This is a genomic window from Aminobacter sp. BE322 (assembly GCF_050433525.1).
Taxonomy (GTDB): Bacteria; Pseudomonadota; Alphaproteobacteria; order Rhizobiales; family Rhizobiaceae; genus Aminobacter.
In genome coordinates this window covers 1-20,815 of sequence record NZ_JBNPXB010000034.1, presented here as the reverse complement: position 1 = coordinate 20,815, position 20,815 = coordinate 1, and the positions used below count along the sequence as shown (strand labels likewise).

Below are 20,815 nucleotides of genomic sequence, written 5' to 3'. Positions count from 1 at the left end.
CATCCCGAACCCCCTCGCGCCATAGGCGCAAACCTGTTCGCGATGTCTTCGCACACCTGTTCGCGATGTCCCCGGTCCAAACAGTGGGGAGGGGTCAGGGGTGGGGGTACCCGACGCCAATCCTGTAAGTGAGGCGAGTCCTACTTGCCCAGCACCAGCGCCCAGTAGCGCTTGTCGCTGCCCTTGGCCTCGCGCACATAGGCGAGGCCGAACTTGCTGAAGCGCGGGTCGAGCATGTTGCGGCGGTGGCCCTCGGAATTCATCCACATCGAGAACAGCTTGGCCGGCTCCATGCCGCCATGGGCGATGTTCTCGGCAGCGGCACCGGCAACGCCGTTGTCATTCATGCGTGCGGCAAAGTCCCTGCCCCAGCCGGTGGTGTGCTCCATCTTGCCGCTGGAGGCCATGAAGGCCGCCTGCTGCAGGGCCGCGCGCTCCAGCGTCGCGTCGGGCTGCAGTGGCGGCAGGCCGTATTCCGACCGGATCGTCTGCAGGTAGGCGACGCCGGTCGTCGACGCTCCGGCGCCGTCGCCGGCCATGTTCGCGCCCGTCTGGCAGGCGGCGAGCAGCATCAGGCCGCCCAGTGCCGTTGCGCGCAGTGCCGCGCCGCCGATGCGTCTCGTCATGATCATGTCCTTGTCCCGTGCCCGTCCTTGCGAGCCTTGATAAGGCAGATCATGGCTTTTTGGCGGAGTGCGGCGCCGCGCGCCCGGCCCGGCGCGCAAATGTCGCCGGGGCACCGAGATCTGGGCAATATCCTTCCCGGATTTCGGTCCCGATCTCCGCTCAGGCCTTCACCCTTGCCGCGCCGGGATCGAACAGCGGTTCGAGATGGACCTTCGCCGGCACCCGCTCCATCGCCACCACCAGCTCGTAGCTGCCGCCTGACAGGAAGGCATCGTCGACGCCCGCCGCATTGCGGACGTAGCCGAAGCCGATGTTCTTGCCGACCGTGTAGCCATAGCCGCCGCTGGTGAGATAGCCGACCGGCTGGCCGTCGCGCAGGATGGTCTCGCGCCCCACCAGCACCACGTCCTTGTCGTCGACGGTGAAGCAGGCGAGGCGCTTGGTCAGCGGCGCGTTGCCGGCCTTCTCCAGCGCCTTGCGGCCGAGGAAGTCGCCGTCCTTCTTGAGCTTCACCGCCCAGCCCAGGCCTGCCTCGAACGGCGTGTCGTTGGGGGTGATGTCCGAGCCCCAGGCACGGTAGCCCTTTTCGAGCCTGAGCGATTCCAGCGCGCGATAGCCGACGGGGCGGATGCCGTGTGCGGCGCCCGCCGCCATCAGCGCGTCGAACACCTCGCCGGTCGCCGCGATCGGCACGTGCAGCTCCCAGCCGAGTTCGCCGACATAGGTGACGCGCAGGGCGCGGACGGCAGCGCCCGCGATCCCGATCTCGCGCACGTGGCCGAAGGGGAAGGCGGCGCTGGAGACGTCGGCGTCGGTCACCGCTTCGAGCACCAGCCTCGCCTTCGGCCCCATCAGCGACAGCGTGCCGAACTGTTCGGTGACGTCGACCAGTTTCGCGTCCAGCCCCGAGGGGACGTGGTCGCCGATCCAGGCGAGGTCGTGGGTGCGGAAGCCGGTGCCGGTGACGATGTAGAATTTTTCGTCCGAAAGCCGCGCCACGGTGAGGTCGGCCTCGATGCCGCCGCGCGTGTTGAGCAGCTGCGTGTAGGTCAACCTGCCCGCGGGCTTCGACACGTCGTTGGCGCAGATCAGGTCGAGCGCCTGCTGCGCGTCCCTGCCCGTCATCTCGTATTTGGCGAAGGACGACTGGTCGAACACGCCGACCGCCTCGCGCACATGCCGGTGCTCGTCGCCCACCGGCCCGAACCAGTTCTGCCGGCCCATGGCGTAGGCGTCCCTGGCCTCCATGCCCTCGGGCGCGAACCAGTTCGGCCGCTCCCAGCCGAGCTTGGAGCCGAACACGGCGCGATGCGCCTTCAGCCGCTCATAGAGCGGCGAGACGATGTAGGGCCGGCCGCTCTCATATTCCTCATGCGGATAGCCGATGGTGTAGTGCTTGCCATAGGCTTCGAGCGTCCGGTCCGACACCCACTGCCGGTCGCGGTGCAGGCCGGAAAAGCGCCTGATATCGACCACCCAGAGGTCCAGCGGCGCCTCGCCGTCGACCACCCACTGCGCCAGCACCCAGCCGGCGCCGCCGCCCGAGGCGATGCCGAAGGCGTTGAAGCCGGCGCCGACGAACATATTTGCGCACTCAGGTGCCGCGCCAAGAATAAAATTGCCGTCGGGCGTGAAGCTTTCCGGGCCGTTGATCATCTGCTTGACGCCGACGTTGGCCAGACCCGGCACGCGCTCGATCGCCTGCATCATGTGCTGCTCGAAATGATCGAAGTCGTCGTCGAACAGGCGGAACTCCCAGTCGTTGGGCACGTCGCCGGTGGTCCAGCCCTGCGGATTGGGCTCGTAGCCGCCCATCACCAACCCGCCGACTTCCTCCTTGAAATAGGTGCGCCGGTCGGGGTCGCGGATGGTCGGCGCGTCGGTCGCCAGCCCCGGCAGCTTCTCGGTGATGATGTACTGGTGCTTGACCGGCTGCAGCGGCACGTTGATGCCGGCCATCGCGCCCACCTGCCGCGCCCACTGGCCGGCGCAGTTCACCACCTTGTCGCAAGCGATGTCGCCCTGGTCGGTCTTGACCTTCAGGATGCGGCCGTCCTTCATCTCGAAGCCGGTCACGCGCACGTTTTCGAACAGTCTTGCGCCATGCATGCGCGCGCCCTTGGCGAGCGACTGGGTGATGTCGGACGGGCTGGCCTGGCCGTCGGTCGGCAGCCACGAGGCGCCGACCAGGTCCGACGTCTCCATCAGCGGCCACATGCGCTTGACCTCGTCGGGCGACACCAGCTGCATGTCCATGCCGAAGCTCTTGGCCGTCGTCGCCAGCCGCTTGTATTCGGTCCAGCGGTCCTGGTTGGTGGCGAGCCTCAGGCAGCCGGTCATCTTCCAGCCGGTGGCAAGGCCCGTCTCGGCCTCCAGCCCCTTGTAGAGCTCGACCGAATATTTGAGCACGCGGGTGATCGACGCCGACGAGCGCAGCTGCCCCACCAGCCCCGCCGCATGCCAGGTCGAGCCCGAGGTCAGCTTGCCCTGTTCGAGCAGGATCACGTCGGCCTTGTGGTCGCGGGCGAGGTGATAGGCCGTCGAGCAGCCGATGATGCCGCCGCCGATGACGACGATCTGCGCATGCGAAGGGAGGGCCATGTCTACAGTTTCCCGTACTGGTTCTGGTAGGTTTCGAGCGCCGCCTCGAGCTTGTCGAGGTTCTCGGCGGTGTAGGCGACATAGTCGACGCCGGGGGCGGAGAGGTGGAGTTCCGAGACCATGCTCCACATCGCCTCGCGCAGCAGCGAGGCGCATTGCATGGCCTGGTGCGAGCGGCGGATCGCCTGGTCCGGCTTGCCGCCGAAATAGGCGCCGAGCAGTTCGTCGGACTCCTCTGCCGTCATGCCGGCATTGGAGGCTGCACCCGCGAGGTCGAACATCGCGGTCGAGAAACCGGCATATTCGAAATCGATCAGCCACAGCCTGCCGCCGTCGTCGAGGAAGTTGGCCGGCAGAAGGTCGTTGTGGCCGAAGATGATCGGCAGCGGCGCCTGCGCCTTCTCCAACGCCTCCGCCAGCGCAAGATAGCGCGGCAGCTCGGCCGTCATCCGGCTTTTGCCGGCTGCGAGCGTGCGGGCATAGTCGCGGATGACGTGGAAGGCCCAGAACATGAAGCCGGGGCCAAAGACGTGGCGCGGCATCTCCTCGTGGAAGCGCCGCATCAGCCGGCCGATCCGGACGGTGTTGGCGCGCACTTCGTCCGCGCCATAGGTCTTTGCGCCGAGATGTTCGCTCACCATCACCCCGGGCTCTGCATATTGCAGCTCGGGCGCGAAGCCGGCCTCGAAGGCGGCCTTCGCCACCATCGCCTCGCGGTCGCGGAAGACGTGATGGAACGGATAGTCCTTGCCGAAGCGCACCACGTGGCGGCCGTTGCGGTCCTCGACCAGCCAGCTTTCGTTGCTGATGCCGCCCTTGAGCGGCGCGATCGTGACCGGCCCGTTCCACAAGGGCAGGGCCCGGATGCGGTCCTCGCTGTTCGTCATCCAGCCTCTCCGAGTTGTAGGGCAATCGCGTATGAAATTACCCCCACCCCCAACCCCTCCCCACAAGGGGGAGGGGAACTTTGCAGCACGGCCGCCCAGCACCGACCTTCGACGATTTTGGCGGCAATGGCGGCGAAATCGTTCCCCTCCCCCTTGTGGGGAGGGGCCAGGGGTGGGGGTACATGCTTGAGCGTATTCCTCAAAGGCCAGTCTCACGCAGCGGAAGCGGCGGAGTCAATCCGGTTTTGTGGTTTTTGTTGTTCTTTTGACCGTATATGTTGAGATCGATCGCGTGAATGCGATAAGGTCGGTCATTTCTATCCTCAGATTCGGCCAAACGCGCCGTCTGACCGGGGCCGCCTGATGAACCATTCAAAGCGTCACAGCGAAATCCTGCGCCTGCTCGAAACCGAGGGCACGATCACCATCGCCGATCTCGCCGACAAGCTCGGCGTGTCGCTGGAAACGGTACGGCGCGACGTCAAGCCGCTCGCCGACAATGGCTCGATCCTCAAGATGCATGGCGCCATCGGCCTGCCCACCGTGGTCGGCGAGGCGCCCTTCGAGCGGCGCATGCGCGAGAATGCCGAGGCCAAGCGCACCATCGCCAAGCTGGTCGCCGCCACCATCCGCGACGGCGACTCGGTCATGCTCGACACCGGCACCACCACCAGCTACCTCGCGCGCGAATTGCTGGGCCATCGCCGGCTGACGGTCGTCACCAATTCGTCCGACATCGCCCGCACGCTGGCGACCGTCAACGGCAACAAGGTCTACATGGCCGGCGGCGAGCTGCGCAGCGACAGCGGCGCCGCCTTCGGCGTCTCGGCCATCGAGTTCGTCAGCCGCTTCGCGGTGGCCCATGCGGTGATCTCGGCCGGCGCGGTCGACGCGGCGAACGGGGTGATGGACTACAATCTCGAGGAGGCCGAGTTCGCCCGCACGGTGCTGGCGCGCGGCCAGCGCTCGGTCGTGGTCACCGACCACACCAAGTTCGGCCGCCAGGGGCTGGTCCAGGTCTGCGGTTTCGCCGGTTTCGGCGAGCTGGTCACCGACCGCGCGCCGCCGGCCGACCTCGCCGAAGCCTTGGCGGCGGCCGGCGCCGAACTGACCGTCGCCGGCGCGCCATAGCCGGGTCCGGGCAAGGAAAAGCTACCCCCACCGAAGTCTAACCCCCACCCCTGACCCCTCCCCACAAGGGGGAGGGGGATTCTGTTGCACCGCCGTCGCGTGCCAGCCGTCGACGGCCCCTGGCAGCAGGGCAGCGATAGCCGGGCGGCGCAAGGAAAGGCTACCCCCTCCCCACTGTTTGGACCGGGGACATCCAGAACCCCCTCGCGCCATAGGCGCACACCTGTTCGCGATGTCTTCGCACACCTGTTCGCGATGTCCCCGGTCCAAACACCCACAAGGGGGAGGGGATCAACGCGCCGCCCTTGCCGCCGAAAATCGTCGAAGGTTCGCGTGAGGGCCGTGCCGCAAAGTCCCCCTCCCCCTTGTGGGGAGGGGTCAGGGGTGGGGGTATCGGACGCCCCTTCGGCACATTCATGGACCTGCCTTGCGCGGTGACGTTGGGCCCTACGCCGCCGGGAACACCATCCTGAAGCAGGCGCCGCCGTTCCGGGCGCGGTCGAGCTCGATGCGGCCGCCATGCATCTGCATGATCTCCTGCACCAGGTTCAGCCCGAGCCCGGCGCCGTGGCCGCGCGGGCGCAGGCGGTAGAACGGCTCGAATATCCTGTCGCGCTCGGCTTCCGGCACGCCGTCGCCCTCGTCGCTGATCTCGACCGTCGCGGGCCGCGCCACGGTGATGGTGATGCGCCCGGCATTGCCGCCATGTTCGATGGCATTCTGCACCAGGTTGGTGATCGCCCGCTCGATCGCGGTGCGGTCGCCTTTGACGGACAGCTCGTCCGCCGCCGGTTCGAACGACATCTCGTAGCCCGTCGCGAACGCCATCGGCGCAAGGTCGACGACCACGCCGCGTGCCGCCGCCACCAGGTCGATCGGCGTGAGCCCCTCGGGCTGCCGGCCCAGCCGCTGGATGTCGAGCAGCTGGTCGGTGAGCGTCGACAGCCGCGCCGTGTCCTGCAGGAGCCGCGCCCGCTCCGGCGTCGCCGGCAGCGAGGTGATGCGGGTGTTGAGGATGGCGACCGGCGTGCGCAGCTCGTGCGCGGCGTCGATCAGGAAGCGCTTGTGCCGCTCGTAGCCCCGGTCCAGGCGGTCGAGCGCGCCGTTCACGGCCTTCACCAGCGGCGCGATCTCGGTCGGGATCCGTGCCACCGGCAGCCGCACGCCGCGCGCATCGACGTCGATCTTCTCGGCCAGCTGGGCCGCCTGCCCGAGGCCCTTGAAGGCGTTGCGCACCACCAGCGGAATGACCACCAGCGTCGCCAGCCCCATCACCCCGCCGATCGGCAGGATCGCCTGCAGGAACAGTTCGGGCGTCACCGCAAGCAGCGCCGTGAGCCGGAACCGGCCCTGGGCGCCGGTGAAGATCTGCACGCGCCCGGCCTTGGTGTCGTACCAGGAGACGATGGCCGCCGGCAGCGTCGTCCCCCTTTTCCAGACCAGCTTGGCGTTGTCGATGTTGTCGAGCGACGCCGCCATGCGGGCGAATTCCTGCGGGACGGCGCCTTCCGCAAGCGAATGTCCCTGTTCGTCGCGCATCACGAACCACAGGTCGGGCACCTCGGCGCGCAGGTCGGCGAGCGCCGGGCTCTCCCTCAGCACGAGCCGGCCCTGGTCGTCGCGCCGCACGTCCTTCTTGAGGATCTCGACGGCGCGGCCTTCATATTCCTGCGGGATGACGCCGGTCACCACGAAGCCGCCGATGATCAGCGCGATCAGCAGGGTCAGCATCACCACCTGCAGCACCACCAGGCGCCACACCAGCCGCCATTTCAGCGAGCCGGGGCGGATCAGCCGCCTCAGCGGCGCAAGCAGCAGGGCCGGTTTCATGCAATCTCGCGCAAAAGGTAGCCGACGCCGCGCACGCCGTTGATCTCGACGCCGCAGTCGGCGTCGGCGAGCTTGCGGCGCAGCCGCGACACATGCGTGTCGAGGGCGTTGGACTGGATCTCGTCGTCGAGCCCGAACACGGCCTCCATCAGCGAGGCGCGCTGCACCATGCGTCCCGTCCGCTTCATCAGCGCCTCCAGCACCAGCAGCTCGCGGCGCGGCAGCGACATGGCTTCGCCGCGCACCGAGACCTCGCGGTGGCCGAGGTCGAGGACGAGCTCGCCGGCGCGGATCACCTGCGCCTGGATCGCCGCGGGACGGCGCAGCAGGGCGCGCAGCCGCGCAAGCAGTTCCTCGAAGGCGAAGGGCTTGGCCAGGTAGTCGTCGGCGCCCATGTCGAGCCCGTCGACCTTGTCGGCGGTGTCGCCGCGCGCCGTCAGCACCAGCACCGGCGTGGCGTTGCCGCGGGCGCGCAGCCTGGGCACCAGCGTCAGCCCGTCGCCGTCGGGCAATTGCCGGTCGAGCAGGATCGCGTCGTAGCTCTCCGCGTCGGCATAGTCCCCGGCTTCGAGCAGCGATGCCGCGTGGTCGCACACCATGTCGTGGCGCTTCAGCGCCGTGCGCAGGGCGGAAGCCAGTTCCGGCTCGTCTTCGACCAGCAATATGCGCATCCAAGTCTCCGGCAACGTGCGGCTCCGGCTGGAGCATCTTGCGGTCAGACGGGTTTGTCTGGTGTCGCACAAATGCGGCTGGGAAAAACAGCTGGAACGGCGGAATTGCATTCTACAGAAATGCCCGCCGCTCTAGTGCGCCAACATTGCGAAAGCATTGCGACTTGGTCATTCTTGCCGATGCAACTCGGGAATGCCTCAATTCCGCCGATTCTCGCAATGCAGGTGCAATCCAGCAGTCGCAGCAGTCTTCGCCAGGATCCGGCGCCGATTCGCCGGCAGGACATGCGAGAGGGGGTTCGAAATGGCTGCAGGCGACGCTTTGTCGTTTCTCAAGGCATGGGCTTCGGCGCCGCGCAGGATCGGCGCCATCGCGCCGTCGGGCGCTAGCCTGGCCACGCTGATCACCCGCGAGATCGGTCCCGAGACCGGTCCGGTGCTGGAGCTCGGCGCCGGAACCGGATCGTTCACCCGGGCGCTCGTCGCCCGCGGGGTGAAGGAGCGGGAGCTGACGCTGGTCGAGCTCAACCCTGAGTTCGCCCGCCTGCTCAGGCAGCGCTTTCCGGCGGCGCGGGTGCTGGAGGTCGACGCAGCCGGGCTGCGCCATGTCCCGGACTTCGAGGGCAGCAGCGTCGGCGCCGTCATCAGCGGCCTGCCGTTCCTGGCGATCCCGCCGCGCCAGACCTACGCCATCCTCGAGGGCGCCTTCGCCAGCCTCGGGGCGGATGGGGCGATGTACGTCTTCACCTACGGCTTCCGCTGCCCCATCGACCGGTCGGTGCTCGACCGTCTCGATCTCGAAGTGGCCCGCGTCGGCCACACCTTCCGCAACATCCCGCCGGCCGCCGTCTACCGCATCAGGCGGATGAAGCCGGCCAAGGGCTACGACTGGCGCTTCGCATGATCCCATCCTTCCTCGGCCTTGGCGTGCTCGGCGCCGGCGTGCTCGCCTTCACCGAGAAGATCTCGCCGGTGCCGCCCTCGCATGTGCTGCTCTTGTTCTTCGGCATGACGGCTGCGCCGGACTGGCAGACGCTGGTGGCGCTGATGCTGGCGACGACGCTGGGTTCCGGCACCGGCTCCATGCTCTGGTACGCCGCCGGCAACTGGCTCGGCCCGGACCGCGCCGATGCGGTCGTTCGCCGTTTCGGCAAATATGTGCTGCTCAAGCATGCCACCTACCAGCGGCTGGCGCAGGCCTACCGCCGCAACAATTTCCGCGCGTCGCTGATCGCCCAGCTGGTGCCGGTGGCGCGCACCTATCTGGCGCTGGAGGCGGACGTGCTGCGCCTCTCCTTCGTGCCCTTCGCGGTGGCCACGTTCTCGGGCAGCCTGATGTGGAACGCGGCCTTCCTCACCGGCGGCTACATGATGAGTGAGAGCGGCCGCGACCCGGTTGCCCTCGGCTTCCGCATCATCCTGATCGTGGTGGCTGTCGAAGTCGTCTTCCTCGCCGCGCTGAAGCTGTCGGCGATCGCCCGGCGGGCGGCCGCCGACGGTTCACCGGACGAGGCGCCGGTTCAATCCTCGACCACCCTGTAGATGTTCCAGTAGGACGAGCCCGAGACCACCAGGGGTTCGAGCTTCTTGCCCCACTGGGCGTGGGCGTCGATCTTGGAAATCTTGGCGAACATCTCTTCGAGCTGCGCCAGGCTCTCGACCTGGTGGTTGACCTCGATCGTGGCTTCCTTCGCGCCGAGCGATCCGGTCAGTATCTGCATTGCCATCTTGTCGGTCCCGGCCTGGGGACCGATCTCGCGCTCCCACTGGCGCATCAGCTCGATTGCACTCTGCTTATGCCCGAAGCGGGCGTCGATCTTCCATCGTGCCACGAACATGCTTCTTCTCCCATCAGGGTTGGAGGCCTCCGTTCCTACTGTAGCACTTACCCGACTTTCTAACGAACGTAGCGGGCGGCCAAACGAAAGCGGCCGGAACTGGCCCGGCCGCCCTGCTTGACTGTCCCGATCGATTGGTTTTCAGGCGGCGTCCTGCTTGGGGCGCCTGATCTTGGCGGCGGCCTCGACCACCGTCGGCTTCATGCCCGCGCCGCCGGCATCCAGCATCTCGAAGAACTGGCGCCGCATGCGCGGGTCCCAGAACTTGTTGATGTGCTCGGCGATGCCCGCAACACCTTCGTCATGCGGCTTGCTATCGAAGAACGTGGCGATCTGGTTCGCCATGTAGACGAGCTTCTGCTTCGTGCTCATCCTGTCTTCGTCGTCATGCGACATTTTTCGCGGCTCCGGTATTCACACGGTCGGGGTGGGTGAAGATGTCGAAATCGTCGCCGCGCACCAGCGCGACGAGCGTCATGCCCGCCTGTTCGGCGGTACGGATGGCAAGGGCCGTGGGGGCCGAGACGGCGATGATGAAGGGCGCGCCGATGGCCGCCGTCTTCTGCACCATCTCGACCGAGACGCGGCTGGTCACGACGACCGCGCCCGAGTCGCCGTCGATGCCGGCCCTGTCCAGCGCGCCCGCCAGCTTGTCGAGCGCGTTGTGGCGGCCGACGTCCTCGCGTGCCGCCACCACGCCCTTGCCGGGTACGTAGAAACCGGCGGCGTGGACTGCACCCGTCTCGGCGTGCAGCGGCTGCATCTTGGACAGCATCTTCACCGCCTGCACGATGTCGTCGGCGGAAAGCCCGAGCGGAGGCTTGTGCACGTCGCAGACCGAGCGCATCGCCTCCTCGATGGATTCGATGCCGCACAACCCGCAGCCGACCGGACCGGCGAGGCGGCGCCGTCGCTGTTCGAAGCGCTTGTTGGCCTTGTCCTTCAGCCTGATCTGGATGTCGATGCCGGCCTCGACGTCGAGCACCTCGATCGCCTCGATCTCCTCGACCGAACCGATGATGCCTTCGGTCAGCGAGAAGCCGAGCGCAAAATCCTCGAAATCGGCCGGGCTCGCCATCATCACCGCATGCGTCGTGCCGCCATAGGACAGCGCCACCGGGGTCTCTTCCGGCACCATGCGGTTGGCGACCGAGGTCCCGCCCGCCCGGCGGGCGAGGCGGGAGGTCTGGGTGATGGCGGGGCGGTCGGTGGTCATCGTTCTTCTCCCCGTTTACGGGGAGAAGATGCCGGCAGGCAGATGAGGGGCAGCGCAAACCCTGAGAGGCTGGCTCTGCCCCTCATCCGGTCCTTCGGACCACCTTCTCCCCGTGAACGGGGAGAAGGAAAGGTCTGCGTCGTGCGCACCATCCTACTCCGCCGCTTCCATGTGGCCGGCGATGCGACGGCTCTGCTGGGCCTGCTCGTTGTAGTCCTTCTGCCAGTCCGAAGGACCGTTGGAAGGCGACACCTGCACCGCCGTCACCTTGTACTCCGGACAGTTGGTCGCCCAGTCCGAGAAGTCGGTGGTGATGACGTTGGCCTGCGTGTCGGGGTGGTGGAAGGTGGTGTAGACCACGCCCGGCGATACCTTGTCGGTGATTGTCGCCCTGAGCGTCGTCTCGCCGGCGCGGCTGACCAGCCGCACCCAGTCGCCGTCGCGCAGGCCTCGGTTTTCGGCGTCGTGCGGGTGGATCTCCAGCAGGTCCTCGGCATGCCAGGCGATGTTTTCGGTGCGCCGGGTCTGCGCGCCGACATTGTACTGGCTGAGGATGCGGCCGGTGGTCAGAAGCAGCGGGAAGCGCGGGCCGGTCTTTTCGTCCGTCGCCACATATTCGGTGCGGATGAACTTGCCCTTGCCGCGGACGAAGCCGTCGATGTGCATGATCGGGGTGCCTTCCGGCGCCTTCTCGTTGCACGGCCACTGCACCGAGCCCAGCTTCTCCAGGCGCTCGTAGGAGACGAACGCGAAGGACGGCGTGGTCTTGGCGATCTCGTCCATGATCTCGGACGGGTGCTGGTAGTTCCAGGCGAGGCCCATCTCCTGGGCGAGCAACTGCGTCACTTCCCAGTCGGCATAGCCGTTCTTCGGCGACATCACCTTGCGCACGCGGTTGATGCGGCGCTCGGCGTTGGTGAAGGTGCCGTCCTTCTCGAGGAAGGTCGAGCCCGGCAGGAAGACGTGGGCGTAGTTGGCGGTTTCGTTCAGGAACAGGTCCTGCACGACGACGCATTCCATCGCAGCCAGGCCGGCCGAGACATGCTTGGTGTCGGGGTCCGACTGCAGGATGTCTTCGCCCTGGATGTAGATGCCCTTGAAACTGCCGTCGACGGCGGCGTCCAGCATGTTGGGGATGCGCAGGCCCGGCTCTTCGTCGAGCTTCACGCCCCACAGGCTGTCATAGATGTCGCGCACGGCGTCGCCCGAGATGTGGCGGTAGCCGGGCAGTTCGTGCGGGAACGAGCCCATGTCGCACGAGCCCTGCACGTTGTTCTGGCCGCGCAGCGGGTTCACGCCGACGCCCTTGCGGCCGATGTTGCCGGTCAGCATGGCGAGGTTGGCGATGCCGATGACGGTGGTCGAGCCCTGGCTGTGCTCGGTCACGCCGAGGCCGTAGTAGATCGCGCCGTTGCCGCCGGTGGCATAGAGCCGGGCTGCGCCGCGGATGGTCTCGGCCGGCACACCGGACAGCTTCTCGACTTCCTCGGGGCTGTGGCGCGGATCCGAGACGAACTCGATGTAGTCCTGGAATTCCGACCAGTCGCAGCGCTCGCGGATGAACGCCTCGTTGAACAGGCCCTCGGTGACGATGACATGCGCCATCGCCGTGACGACGGCGACGTTCGTGCCCGGCTTCAGTGCGAGGTGATGGGCAGCCTCGATATGCGGCGACTTCACCATTTCGGTACGGCGCGGATCGATGACGATCAGCTTGGCGCCGGCGCGCAGGCGCTTCTTCAGGCGCGAGGCGAACACCGGGTGGGCCGATGCCGGGTTGGCGCCGATGATCAGGGCGACGTCGGTGTGCTCGACCGAATCGAAGTCCTGCGTGCCCGCCGAGGTGCCGTAGGTCTGGCCGAGGCCGTAGCCGGTCGGCGAGTGGCAGACGCGGGCGCAGGTGTCGACGTTGTTGTTGCGGAAGCCCTGGCGGATGATCTTCTGGACCAGGTAGGTTTCCTCGTTCGTGCAGCGCGACGAGGTGATGCCGCCGACGGCGCCGCGGCCGTACTGGTACTGGATGCGGCGGAATTCCTTGACGGTGTGCGCGATCGCCTCTTCCCAGCTGACTTCACGCCACGGATCGGTGATCTTCTCGCGGATCATCGGGTTGAGGATACGCTCCTTGTGGGTGGCGTAGCCATAGGCGAAGCGGCCCTTGACGCAGGAGTGGCCGCGGTTGGCCTTGCCGTCCTTCCACGGCACCATGCGCACCAGCTCCTCGCCGCGCATCTCGGCCTTGAACGAGCAGCCGACGCCGCAATAGGCGCAGGTGGTGACCACCGAATGCTCGGGCTGGCCGATCTGGATGACCGACTTCTCCTGGAGCGTCGCGGTCGGGCAGGCCTGCACGCAGGCGCCGCAGGACACGCACTCGCTGTCGAGGAAGGCTTCGTGCATGCCGGCCGAAACGCGGCTGCCGAAGCCGCGGCCCTCGATGGTCAGCGCGAATGTGCCCTGCACCTCCTCGCACGCCCGCACGCAGCGCGAGCAGACGATGCACTTGGCCGGGTCGTAGGTGAAGTACGGGTTGGACTCGTCCTTCGCCATCCAGTTGAAGTTCTCGCCGCCGTCGCGCTTGGAAAAGACGTGGTTCTCGCCCTCGTAGCCGTAGCGTACGTCGCGCAGGCCGACGGCGCCGGCCATGTCCTGCAGCTCGCAGTCGCCGTTGGCGGCGCAGGTCAGGCAGTCGAGCGGGTGGTCGGAGATGTAGAGCTCCATCACGCCCTTGCGGATGTCCTTCAGCCGGCCGGTCTGGGTGTGCACGACCAGCCCCGGCGCGACCGGGGTGGTGCACGACGCCGGCGTGCCGGCGCGGCCCTCGATCTCGATCAGGCAGAGACGGCAGGAGCCGAAGGCGTCGACCATGTCGGTGGCGCAGAGCTTCGGGATTTCGATGCCCGCCTCCATCGATGCTCGCATGATCGAGGTGCCTTCGGGCACGGTCACCTCGAAGCCGTCGATGGTGAGCGTGACCTGCTTTTCGGACTTGGAGGCAGGGGTGCCGAAGTCGATTTCGTGTACGAGACCCATGATCTGTCTCCTATTCCGCAGCCTGAGCGACCGCAGCCGGCCGGAAATCTTCGGGGAAATGGTTGATGGCGCTCATCACCGGGTAGGGGGTGAAGCCGCCAAGTGCGCAGAGCGAACCGAACTTCATCGTGTTGCAGAGGTCGCTCACCAGCGCGAGCTGCTTTTCCGGCTCGATGTTCGCCTTGAGCTTATCGAGCGTCTCGACGCCGCGCGTCGAGCCGATGCGGCAGGGCGTGCACTTGCCGCAGCTCTCGATGGCGCAGAATTCCATGGCGAAGCGGGCCATCTTCAGCATGTCGGCGCTGTCGTCGAACACGGTGATGCCGGCATGGCCGATCAGGCCTTCCTTGGCCGCGAACGCCTCGTAGTCGAACGGCGTGTCGAACAGCGCGCGCGGGAAATAGGCGCCGAGCGGGCCGCCCACCTGCACCGCCTTCACCGGCCGGCCGCTGCGGGTGCCGCCGCCGATCTCGTCGACGATCTCGCCCAGCGTCAGGCCGAAGGCCACCTCGAACAGGCCGCCATGCTTGACGTTGCCGGCGATCTGGATCGGGATGGTGCCGCGCGAGCGGCCCATGCCGAAGTCCTTGTAGTACTGCGCGCCCTTATCCATGACGATCGGCACGGAAGCGAGCGAGATGACGTTGTTGATGACCGTCGGCTTGCCGAACAGGCCTTCGATCGCCGGCAGCGGCGGCTTGGCGCGCACCACGCCGCGCTTGCCCTCGAGGCTGTTGAGCAGCGAGGTTTCCTCGCCGCAGACATAGGCGCCCGCGCCCGAGCGGATCTCGATGTCGAAGCCTTGGGAGGATCCGAGAACGCTCTTGCCCAGGACGCCCGCTTTCCTGGCCACCTCGACCGCCCTGGTCATGGCGGCGATTGCATGCGGATATTCGGAGCGGATGTAGACGTAGCCCTTGGTGGCGCCCGTGGCGAGGCCGGCGATCGCCATGCCCTCGATCAGCACGAAGGGGTCGCCTTCCATGATCATGCGGTCGGCGAAAGTGGCCGAGTCGCCCTCGTCGGCGTTGCAGACGATGTATTTCTGCTCGGCCGCCGTATCGAGCACGGTCTTCCACTTGATGCCGGTCGGGAAGCCGGCGCCGCCGCGGCCGCGCAGGCCCGATTCGGTCACCTGCTTGACGACGTCGGCAGGCGCCATCGCAACCGCGTTGCGCAGGCCGGCGAGGCCGCCATGGGCCTCGTAGTCGGCGAGCGACAGCGGATCGGTGATGCCGCAGCGGGCGAAGGTCAGGCGCGTCTGCTTGGCGAGGAAGGGCAGCTTTTCCGGGTCGCCCAACGACAGCTTGTGCTCCCCGCCCGAGACGAGGCCGGCGTCGAACAGCGAGGCGACGTCCTTGGCCGAGACGGGGCCATAGGCGACGCGGCCGGATGCGGTCGCGACCTCCACCATCGGCTCCAGCCAGTACATGCCGCGCGAACCGTTGCGCACGATCCTGGCATCGAGGCCGCGTGCGGAAATTTCCTTCTCGATCGCCTTGGCGACCCTGTCGGCACCGAGCGCCAGCGCGCCGGAATCGCCGGGAACGTAGATCGTCACGCTCATCAGCGCACCTCCTCGGCGATCTCGTCGATCTTGTCGGCGTCGAGACGGCCGATCACCTCGCCGTCGAGCATGGCCGAAGGCGCGCAGGCGCACAGGCCGAGGCAGTAGACCGGCTCCAGCGTGACTGCGCCGTCCTTGGTCGTCTCGTGGAAGTCGATGCCGAGCTTCTGCTTGATCTGGGCGGCGATGGCGTCGCTGCCCATCGACTGGCAGGCCTCGGCCTGGCACAGCTTCAGCACGTGGCGGCCGGCCGGCTCCTTGCGGAAGTCGTGGTAGAAGGTGAAGACGCCGTGCACTTCGGCGCGCGACAGGTTGAGCGCCTCGGCGATGATCGGCAGGGTTTCCTGCGGCACATAGCCGAACTCTTCCTGGACACCATGCAGGATCGGGATCAGCGGACCCTCGAGATTCCTCAATTCGCTGATCACCGCAGATGTCCTCGCGGCGACATCGGTACTTGCAGGCTGCATGACCACGCAGCGCCCTCCCTGACATTCGCGCCGTTCCCTTGGGCGCCATGTTCCTATTGAACCCGATCGCTAGGGCCGGAATCAATAAAGCTGTTTCGTCACATGATAAAAATTTTCTATCGAGTGGACGACGGAGGGGGAGTCTAGCTCACGAGTTGCGGTGGAAATCGCCTGCCAGCGTCATGGCTTCGTCAAGCAGCGCCTGCACCAGCGTCGTGTTCGGATCGCGGCGCGCCACCACCAGGCCGACGGTGTGGCTGGCGTCGGGCTCGACGATGGGAATGGCCCGGATCGGCTCCGCGAAACCGAAGGTCTCGGCGAGGTTGAGCGGCATGATCGACGACCACTTGCCGGTCCTGATGTGGGAGAACAGCACGATCATCGAATTCGATTCGAGCGTCGGCCGCACCTGCACCCCGGCCTCGGCGAGGTGCTGGTCGATGATGCGGCGGTTCTGCATGTCGGGCGTCAGGAGGCAGAGCGGCAGCGTGCTCACCTCTTCCCAGGTCACCTTGTCGCGGTCGGAATATTCGTTGCCCGCCGCCGTGATCAACTGGTAGCGCTCGGCATAGAGCGGCACGCTGGTGACGCGCCCCAGCGGCTCGTTGTCGAGATAGGTGATGCCGGCGTCGATCTCGAAATTGCCGAGCAGCGACAGCACCTCTATCGAGGTACGCGACAGCACCGAGAAGGTCACGCCCGGGTGCTTGTCGCGGAACGGCGTCGTCAGCTTCGGCACCATGGCGAGCGCGGTGGGGATCGCCGCGATGCGGATGCGCCCCGACAGGCCGTGGCGGGCGGCGCGCATTTCCTCGCGCATGGCGCGGGTGTCGCCGACGATGCGGCGCGCCCATTCCAGCACCTGCCGGCCCTCCGGCGTCAGGCCCTGGAAGCGCGAGCCGCGCTGCACCAGCATCACGCCGAGAATGTCCTCGAGCTGCTTGATGCCGGCCGACAGCGTCGGCTGGGTGACGCGGCATTCCTCGGCGGCGCGTCCGAAATGTTGTTCCCTGGCGAGGGCGATGAAGAATTCCAGCTTGTCGATCATGCTGCGAAGCTATCTGGAGCCGGCAGCTTGCGCCAGACTGGTTGCGCCGCGGTCGGGTGGGTTACTTGCAGTAGGAGGTGTGTCGGGTGATCTGCCGATGTCTGTTCTGCAGTATGGCGAAGCTTGCACCGGAACAGGCTTCATCGATGTCGCGGCATGGATCCTTGGGTCTCCGCAGTCGCTTCGCTCCTGCTCCGCCCGAGGATGACGAAGGCATAGTTGCCTCGGCCAATCCTCAACGTGTGCAATTAGCAAGAACAGGCGAGCCTGCTGCAAGAGCGAGCCTGCTGCCATTCGCAACCTCGGAGATTGGCGGCAAAGCTCATGCCTTCGTCATCCTCGGGCGGAGCAGGAGCGAAGCGACCTGCGGAGACCCGGGGATCCATGCCGTGACCGCGATGAGGTTCACGACGGTCCAATGCCAGCTACCTGGGCGGGTATCCGGCAAGCCCGGGCGACCTCCAAAACCCTATTGGTTGATCAGGTTCAGGATGTTTCCGTCCGGATCCTTGAACCACGCCACCCTGATGTCGCCGAATACATGGATGTCGCCCTCGCGCTTCGTCTCCGGCAGGTCGTAGTGCTCGAAGCTTATGCCCTTGGTCTTCAGCTCCTTCACCAGCCGGTCGATGTCGCCGCCGACGGCCCAGGTGACTGCGGTCGCCTTGTTGGTGCCGGCATAGTCGGACCGGTAGACGTTGACGAGCGTGCTGCCGCTCTTCAGCACGGCGACTTCGTCGCCCATCGCCTCGACCTCCGAGAGCCCGAGCGTGCCGATGTAGAAGTTTTTGGCGCGGCCGAGGTCCCTGACCGCGATGTTGGCGATGGCATTGGTGTGTCCAAGCATGCTGTCCTCCTTCGCAGGTTTGAGAATGCGCCGGCGGAGATGCCTCGCCCGCCCTGGCGGACCAGGACTTGTTCAGCCCCGTTCGGCGATGGCCTTCAGGTTTGCCAGGCCCTTTTCGAAATCCTTGCCGACCATCTTGTCGAAGTTCATGAACACCTGCATCAGCTTGGCCATGAACGGGTTGGGCCCGTGCATCGACCACGTCACCCGGCTGCCGCCGCCCTGCGGTTCGATGGTGAATTCGGCGACGTTGTGGGCCTCGAAAGGCTTCAGGAAGTCGAGCTTGATGACGATTTCGGTGGGTGCCGAGATGTCGGTGATCTCCATGCGGCCCTGGCCGACCTTCTTGTTGCCGCTCCATTCGTAGATGGCGCCTTCGCCGGCTTCCGCGCCGCTCATCGTCCGCTTCAGTTCGGGGTCGAGCTTCTCCCACGGCGACCAGTCCTGCCAGCGGCGGAAGTCGTTGATGAGCCCGAAGATCGTCTCCGGGGCGGCGGCGATGTCGGCGCTGCGCTTCAGCATGAAATGGCTCGGCTTGGACGCCGCGATCGCGAGGATCGCCAGCACGACGAGGCCGAGAATGATTGCGACGAGCGGCATGTCATGATCTCCGTGGCGGGCGTGTGTTCGCTGTGCCTATTCTCGGGCGTTGCCGCTGCTGATCATCCAGGGCGTGCCGAACCTGTCCTTCACCATGCCGAAGCCCTTGGCCCAGAAGGTGGGTTGAAACGGCATGTTGACGGTGCCGCCGTCGGCCAGCGCCGCGAAGACGCGCCCGGCCCGGCCGAGGTCGCCCAGGTCGACCGACACCGAGAATCCGCTCATGTCGCTGGCATATTGCGGCGGCGCGTCGGAGGCCATCAGCGCCTGGTCCCCGATCGAAAGCTGCACGTTCATCACCTTGTCCAGCCATTCGGCCGGCACGCTGCCTTGGCCGGGTTCGTCGCGATAGGTGACCATGCCGGCGATTTCGCCGTCGAACAGCCTGGCATAGAATTCGAAGGCCTCGCGGCAGTTGCCGTTGAAGAAGAGGTAGGTCACGAGCTTCATGGCTTCATCTCCCTGTGGACAGGTATCTGTGCCCCAAGGACGCGGCCGGTGGCGCTCACCCGACACGCCGCGAAAATTTATTTCGTCCGCCAATAGATGGGGCGGTTGGCGGCGTTGCCAACCGGCGCGGCACCTGGCCGCCATTTCGGGTAGTTGGTTCTTCGACCAAACTGCATTATCTGAAACCCAACAGGGAGCAGTGCGTTCGCCAAATGACAGTCACCAAGGAAGCCGTGCTTGAGCATCTCAGGACCGTCAACGGCCCCGATTTCACCGGCAACATCGTCGAACTCGGCCTCGTCTCGGAGATTTTCATCGCCGACGGCAAGGTGTTCTTCTCGATCACCGTGCCGGCCGCCCGCGCGCAGGAGATGGAGCCGCTGCGCGCCGCGGCCGAGCGCGTGGTCAAGGCCATCCCCGGGGTCGGCGGCGCCGTCGTCGCGCTGACGGCGGAAAAGAAGGGCGGCGGCATGGAAGCGCCGGTTCCGCCGCGCCCCGCCGCACCTCGCCCCGCGCCCGCCGCGGCCCCGCGGCCGGCGCCGCATGCGCCTGCCTCGCAGAGCCATGGCAAGCGCGGCGTGCCCGGCATCTCGGCCATCATCGCGGTCGCCTCCGGCAAGGGCGGCGTCGGCAAGTCGACGACCGCCGTCAACATCGCGCTCGGCCTCGCCGCCAACGGCCTCAAGGTCGGCGTGCTCGACGCCGACATCTACGGCCCGTCCATGCCCAGGCTGCTCGGCATCCATGGCCGCCCGGAAACGGTCGACGGCAAGATCCTCAAGCCGATGCAGAACTACGGCCTCAAGGTCATGTCCATGGGCTTCCTCGTCGACGAGGAGACGCCGATGATCTGGCGCGGGCCGATGGTCATGTCGGCGCTGACCCAGATGCTGCGCGAGGTCGAATGGGGTCCGCTCGACGTCCTCGTCGTCGACATGCCGCCCGGCACCGGCGACGCCCAGCTCACCATGGCCCAGCAGGTGCCGCTGGCGGGTGCGGTCATCGTGTCCACGCCGCAGGACCTGGCGCTGATCGACGCGCGCAAGGGCCTCAACATGTTCAAGAAGGTCGACGTGCCGCTGCTCGGCATCGTCGAGAACATGAGCTACTTCGTCGCCCCCGACACCGGCAAGCGCTACGACATCTTCGGCCATGGCGGCGCGAAGCGGGAGGCGGAGCGCCTCGGCGTCACCTTCCTCGGCGAAGTGCCGCTGGAGATGCAGATCCGCGAGACCTCCGACAGCGGCAAGCCGGTCGTGGTCTCGAACCCCGACGGGGTGGGCGCGAAGGTCTATCGCGACATCGCGGCCCGGGTCTGGTCGCGCCTGCAGGAAGAACAGGGCGCTTCCGAAGCGGCGACGCCGACCATCGTCTTCGAATAGGCGAGGGGTCTTTCGCGGGATCGACTGGCGCGGCTCCTGGCGGCCGGGCCTTCAGTCCCCGTGATCCCGTGAGCCGCGTTCCGCGCGACGATGCTCGAGCCGGCGCCTTTGGCGCGGCCGGCGTGAACTGCCTTTCCACGGGCTTGCGATTTTTTGGGGGCTCAACTCGTTTTGTCGCCGTTCGTCACCGGTGGCGACGCACTCCCAACCCCGCGCAATCGCATCTGAACCTACCCCCACCCCTAACCCCTCCCCACAAGGGGGAGGGGGATTTTGTGGCACGGCCGTCATGCGCCAATCGTCGGCGACTTTGGTGGCAAAGGGCGACGAGATGGTCCCCCTCCCCCTTGTGGGGAGGGGTTAGGGGTGGGGGTATGGGACCGCCAAACCTCAAGGCGATGTGATCACGCCCCATCAATGGGGAATTTGCAGCCCCGCCATGGCATCTCGTCCCGGCAAGATTGCCTGCTCTGTCTTGCTCGCGATTTGGCAGGTGGGCATATGAAGGCCTGATCTCCCCCCTTGTGGGGCAGGGCTATCGCATATGGGTCAGCGCCTGGATTAGATAGTCGTCATTCCAGGCGCATTTCTTGATGCGATGGCTGATGGGGACTTTG

The 20,815-nt window shown here is 66.6% G+C and carries 19 protein-coding genes; 4 read left to right on the top strand and 15 right to left on the bottom strand.

The genetic code is table 11. The features are described 5' to 3' along the window. Positions 1-140: 140 nt before the first annotated feature. From J2X50_RS24290 to J2X50_RS24280, 3 genes are all read right to left on the bottom strand, one after another. The gene (locus tag J2X50_RS24290; RefSeq protein ID WP_429098716.1) at positions 141-626 is read right to left on the bottom strand and encodes a CAP domain-containing protein; all 486 of its coding nucleotides are present in this window, start codon (positions 624-626) and stop codon (positions 141-143) included. 160 nt (positions 627-786) lie between these two features. Continuing rightward, complete coding sequence (locus J2X50_RS24285; protein ID WP_429098714.1) at positions 787-3,228, bottom strand: GcvT family protein; 2,442 nt, start codon at positions 3,226-3,228, stop codon at positions 787-789. Between the two features lie 2 nt (positions 3,229-3,230). Continuing rightward, positions 3,231-4,115: a phosphotransferase gene (locus tag J2X50_RS24280; protein ID WP_429098711.1), complete on the bottom strand. Its 885-nt coding sequence runs from the start codon at positions 4,113-4,115 to the stop codon at positions 3,231-3,233. 363 nt (positions 4,116-4,478) lie between these two features. Between J2X50_RS24280 and J2X50_RS24275 the strand changes: the two genes are divergently transcribed. Beyond that, on the top strand, positions 4,479-5,246 hold the full coding sequence (locus tag J2X50_RS24275) for a DeoR/GlpR family DNA-binding transcription regulator (protein ID WP_429098709.1): 768 nt from the start codon (positions 4,479-4,481) through the stop codon (positions 5,244-5,246). A gap of 447 nt (positions 5,247-5,693) precedes the next feature. Here the strand turns inward: J2X50_RS24275 and J2X50_RS24270 are convergent, their stop codons facing one another. Both J2X50_RS24270 and J2X50_RS24265 read right to left on the bottom strand, forming a co-directional pair. Continuing rightward, positions 5,694-7,076, bottom strand: coding sequence for a sensor histidine kinase (locus J2X50_RS24270; protein WP_429098706.1), 1,383 nt, complete (start codon positions 7,074-7,076; stop codon positions 5,694-5,696). Next, positions 7,073-7,747: a response regulator transcription factor gene (locus J2X50_RS24265; protein ID WP_429098704.1), complete on the bottom strand. Its 675-nt coding sequence runs from the start codon at positions 7,745-7,747 to the stop codon at positions 7,073-7,075. The genes J2X50_RS24270 and J2X50_RS24265 overlap by 4 nt, the downstream gene beginning before the upstream one ends. A gap of 304 nt (positions 7,748-8,051) precedes the next feature. Here J2X50_RS24265 and J2X50_RS24260 point away from each other — a divergent pair, with 304 nt between their 5' ends. Together J2X50_RS24260 and J2X50_RS24255 are read left to right on the top strand one after the other, a co-directional pair. Beyond that, positions 8,052-8,651 (top strand): class I SAM-dependent methyltransferase, encoded by a 600-nt coding sequence (locus J2X50_RS24260; protein WP_429098701.1) that lies wholly within the window; start codon positions 8,052-8,054, stop codon positions 8,649-8,651. Beyond that, positions 8,648-9,289 (top strand): DedA family protein, encoded by a 642-nt coding sequence (locus J2X50_RS24255; protein ID WP_429098700.1) that lies wholly within the window; start codon positions 8,648-8,650, stop codon positions 9,287-9,289. Before J2X50_RS24260 ends, J2X50_RS24255 begins: the two co-directional genes overlap by 4 nt. On the opposite strand, the gene J2X50_RS24250 is transcribed toward J2X50_RS24255, so the two are convergent. From J2X50_RS24250 to J2X50_RS24205, 10 genes are all read right to left on the bottom strand, one after another. Continuing rightward, on the bottom strand, positions 9,268-9,585 hold the full coding sequence (locus J2X50_RS24250; RefSeq protein ID WP_429098698.1) for a hypothetical protein: 318 nt from the start codon (positions 9,583-9,585) through the stop codon (positions 9,268-9,270). The two genes, J2X50_RS24255 and J2X50_RS24250, sit on opposite strands and share 22 nt — an antisense overlap. Before the next feature lie 141 nt (positions 9,586-9,726). Continuing rightward, positions 9,727-9,981 carry a formate dehydrogenase subunit delta gene (locus J2X50_RS24245; protein ID WP_429098695.1) on the bottom strand — a complete coding sequence of 85 codons (255 nt, stop codon included), beginning with the start codon at positions 9,979-9,981 and terminating at the stop codon, positions 9,727-9,729. Beyond that, a complete protein-coding gene (gene fdhD / locus J2X50_RS24240) occupies positions 9,971-10,801 on the bottom strand; it encodes a formate dehydrogenase accessory sulfurtransferase FdhD (RefSeq protein ID WP_429098694.1) in 831 nt (276 codons plus the stop codon). The genes J2X50_RS24245 and fdhD overlap by 11 nt, the downstream gene beginning before the upstream one ends. A 153-nt stretch (positions 10,802-10,954) precedes the next feature. Beyond that, positions 10,955-13,834, bottom strand: coding sequence for a formate dehydrogenase subunit alpha (gene fdhF / locus J2X50_RS24235; RefSeq protein WP_429098692.1), 2,880 nt, complete (start codon positions 13,832-13,834; stop codon positions 10,955-10,957). A 10-nt stretch (positions 13,835-13,844) separates the two neighbouring features. Next, positions 13,845-15,401: a formate dehydrogenase beta subunit gene (locus tag J2X50_RS24230; RefSeq protein ID WP_429098689.1), complete on the bottom strand. Its 1,557-nt coding sequence runs from the start codon at positions 15,399-15,401 to the stop codon at positions 13,845-13,847. Next, complete coding sequence (locus tag J2X50_RS24225) at positions 15,401-15,877, bottom strand: formate dehydrogenase subunit gamma (protein WP_429098686.1); 477 nt, start codon at positions 15,875-15,877, stop codon at positions 15,401-15,403. Before J2X50_RS24225 ends, J2X50_RS24230 begins: the two co-directional genes overlap by 1 nt. A 142-nt stretch (positions 15,878-16,019) precedes the next feature. Beyond that, entirely contained in the window at positions 16,020-16,919 is a 900-nt protein-coding gene (locus J2X50_RS24220) for a LysR family transcriptional regulator (protein WP_429098683.1), read from the bottom strand. 469 nt (positions 16,920-17,388) lie between these two features. Continuing rightward, entirely contained in the window at positions 17,389-17,766 is a 378-nt protein-coding gene (locus tag J2X50_RS24215) for a VOC family protein (protein ID WP_429098680.1), read from the bottom strand. Positions 17,767-17,838: 72 nt separating this feature from the next. Next, positions 17,839-18,366, bottom strand: a complete 528-nt coding sequence (locus J2X50_RS24210; RefSeq protein ID WP_429098677.1) for an SRPBCC family protein — start codon at positions 18,364-18,366, stop codon at positions 17,839-17,841. A gap of 36 nt (positions 18,367-18,402) precedes the next feature. Continuing rightward, complete coding sequence (locus tag J2X50_RS24205) at positions 18,403-18,816, bottom strand: VOC family protein (RefSeq protein WP_429098674.1); 414 nt, start codon at positions 18,814-18,816, stop codon at positions 18,403-18,405. 212 nt (positions 18,817-19,028) lie between these two features. Between J2X50_RS24205 and J2X50_RS24200 the strand changes: the two genes are divergently transcribed. Further along, positions 19,029-20,198 (top strand): Mrp/NBP35 family ATP-binding protein, encoded by a 1,170-nt coding sequence (locus J2X50_RS24200; protein ID WP_429098672.1) that lies wholly within the window; start codon positions 19,029-19,031, stop codon positions 20,196-20,198. The last annotated feature ends 617 nt before the right edge of the window (positions 20,199-20,815 follow it).